At 69.9% G+C, this 2,124-nt stretch carries 2 protein-coding genes; both read right to left on the minus strand.

The window, feature by feature from the left end; translation table 11 throughout:
* Positions 1 to 39: 39 nt before the first annotated feature.
* Positions 40 to 1,017: a sugar phosphate isomerase/epimerase family protein gene (locus tag DD1DGNOD_RS23600; RefSeq protein ID WP_241255944.1), complete on the minus strand. Its 978-nt coding sequence runs from the start codon at positions 1,015 to 1,017 to the stop codon at positions 40 to 42.
* Between the two features lie 56 nt (positions 1,018 to 1,073).
* Positions 1,074 to 2,124 (minus strand): Ppx/GppA phosphatase family protein (locus DD1DGNOD_RS23605; RefSeq protein ID WP_241255945.1); only part of this gene is annotated, 1,051 nt, incomplete at its 5' end.

Genomic DNA, 2,124 nt, shown 5'->3' on the forward strand with positions numbered 1-2,124 from the left:
ACCCGACCGTGACCCCGGCCGTGACCCCCTGGCCGTGGCTCAGGGTGCGCGACCGCCCGCAGCCGCCGGGGCCGCCGCGAGATTGAGCCGGGTGAAGGCCAGGGCCTCGGCGAGATCGGCCTCCCGCTGCGCCCGGGATTCCGCCCGCCGGGTGTTGATCTCCACAACCACCGTCCCGTCGAAACCCCGGGCCGCGAGCCGTTCCAGCAGGTCGGCGCACGGCTGGTTGCCGCGTCCCGGCACGAGGTGCTCGTCCTTGGCCAGCCCGACCCCGTCAGCCATGTGCACGTGGACCAGTCGCTCGCCCAGCTCGTCGGCCATGGCGAGCGCGTCGGAGCGCGACACGCTCGTGTGCGACAGGTCCAGGGTGACGTGCCGGTAGTCGTCACCCATGGGTGACCAGGCCGGCGCGTACGCGGAAACCTCCCGCCCGCGGGCACGCAACGGGAACATGTTCTCGACCGCGAAGCGGACGGCCGTCTCGCCCGCCATCCTTTCGATGCCCTCGACGAAATCGCGGGCATAGTCACGCTGCCAACGAAACGGTGGGTGAACGACCACGGTCGGTGCATGCAGCGTCTCCGCGACGGTGCGGGCCCGTTGCAACTTCGCCCACGGTTCGACCCCCCACACGCGCTGGGTGAGCAGCAGGCACGGGGAATGGATGGCCAAAATCGGAATGCCGTGATAATCGACAAGCCGCCGCAGAGCCTCCGGATCCTGACTCACCGGGTCCGTCCACACCATGATTTCGACACCGTCATAGCCGAGCCGGGCAGCCATCTCAAAGGCCGCCGCCGTCGACTCCGGATACGTCGACGCGGTCGACAATGCAATCTTGGCTGAAGGAACCTGCGCGATGATCCGCCCGCTTCCACGAGGTGTGAGCAAGGTCGGGTATGCGGTGCCACGGGGCGAAACAGCGGAATCCGCTGTCGGCTGCCGCAAACCTGGGCCACGGCTGTCCGCGACCTCGGCATCCCCGAGCCGCGGCGCTGGGGTCGGCGCCTCGGACATCCTTCCAGAGTAGTGCCTGAGCGCGCAGGCCGGCGCCTCGCGCGAACCGGCCGGGGTCACGCGGAGGTCAACCAGTCCAGCCTGCGCAAAATGATGCCTTCCCGAAGCGCCCACGGGCAGATCTCGACCTCATCCAGGTTCAGCAGGTCGAGGGCTTCGGAGGCGACCACGGACCCGGCGGCCAGCTGGCCCGCGCGATCAGCCGACGCCCCCGGCAGATCACATCGTTCGGCGGCGGACATCTTGCACAGTCGCGTGGATATCTCGCGCAGCGCGTCCCGGCGCAGGACCCGGCGGACATATGGGCCGCGGCTGTAGGGTTCGGCACCGGCGATGCGGGCCAGGGAGCGGAAGGTCTTCGACGTCGCCACCGCCCGGGTGGGCTCGCCGACCACGTACAGCTTGGAGACGACCGGGGCGATCTGCGCCCGGACGTACCGCCGCAGGGCCGTGACCTCGGACCGCTTCGGCGGGTCGTTGGCGAACCAGTCACGGTTGAGCCGGCTCGCCCCCAGCGGCAGGGAGGACACGACGTCCGGGTCCTCGTGCATCCCGGCCGCGATCTCCAGGGACCCGCCTCCGATGTCGAGCGCAAGCAGGCGCCCGGCGCTCCAGCCGAACCAGCGCCGCACCGCCAGGAAAGTCAGCCGGGCTTCGTCCTGCCCCGGCAGGACGTCGAGGGCGACGCCGCTGGCAGTCCGCAGCCGGGCCAGGACGGCCTCGCTGTTGGCGGCGTCCCGCAACGCCGAGGTGGCGAACGCTACAAGATCGTCCACGCCGAGTTCGTCGGCACGTACGCTCATCTGAATGATGCATTCGGTCAGGATCCGCTCACCTTCGGCGGAGAGCGCTCCGTCGCCGTCGAGAAGCTCGACAAGCCTAAGTGGAACCTTCACGCTGGCAGCCGGCAGCGGCTGGCCGCCGACATGGGCGTCCACCACCAGCAGGTGCACGGTGTTCGACCCGATGTCGATCACACCGAGGCGTATCCGGCCGGTCGCGGGCGCAACGGCGACATGACCGACGACTTGATGGGTCAGGGGCTCCCGACGGCCGTCGGGACGGGTCAGGTCCGCCTGCGTCGCAGGCGGTTCACCGATCCCGGAC

This window comes from Candidatus Protofrankia californiensis (assembly GCF_900634765.1).
In the GTDB taxonomy this organism is placed as follows: Bacteria; Actinomycetota; Actinomycetes; order Frankiales; family Frankiaceae; genus Protofrankia; species Protofrankia californiensis.

Coding starts and splice junctions, on each gene's coding strand:
- DD1DGNOD_RS23600 (WP_241255944.1), bottom strand. CDS start 1,017: ATGTCCGAGGCGCCGACCCCAGCGCCGCGGCTCGGGGATGCCGAGGTC.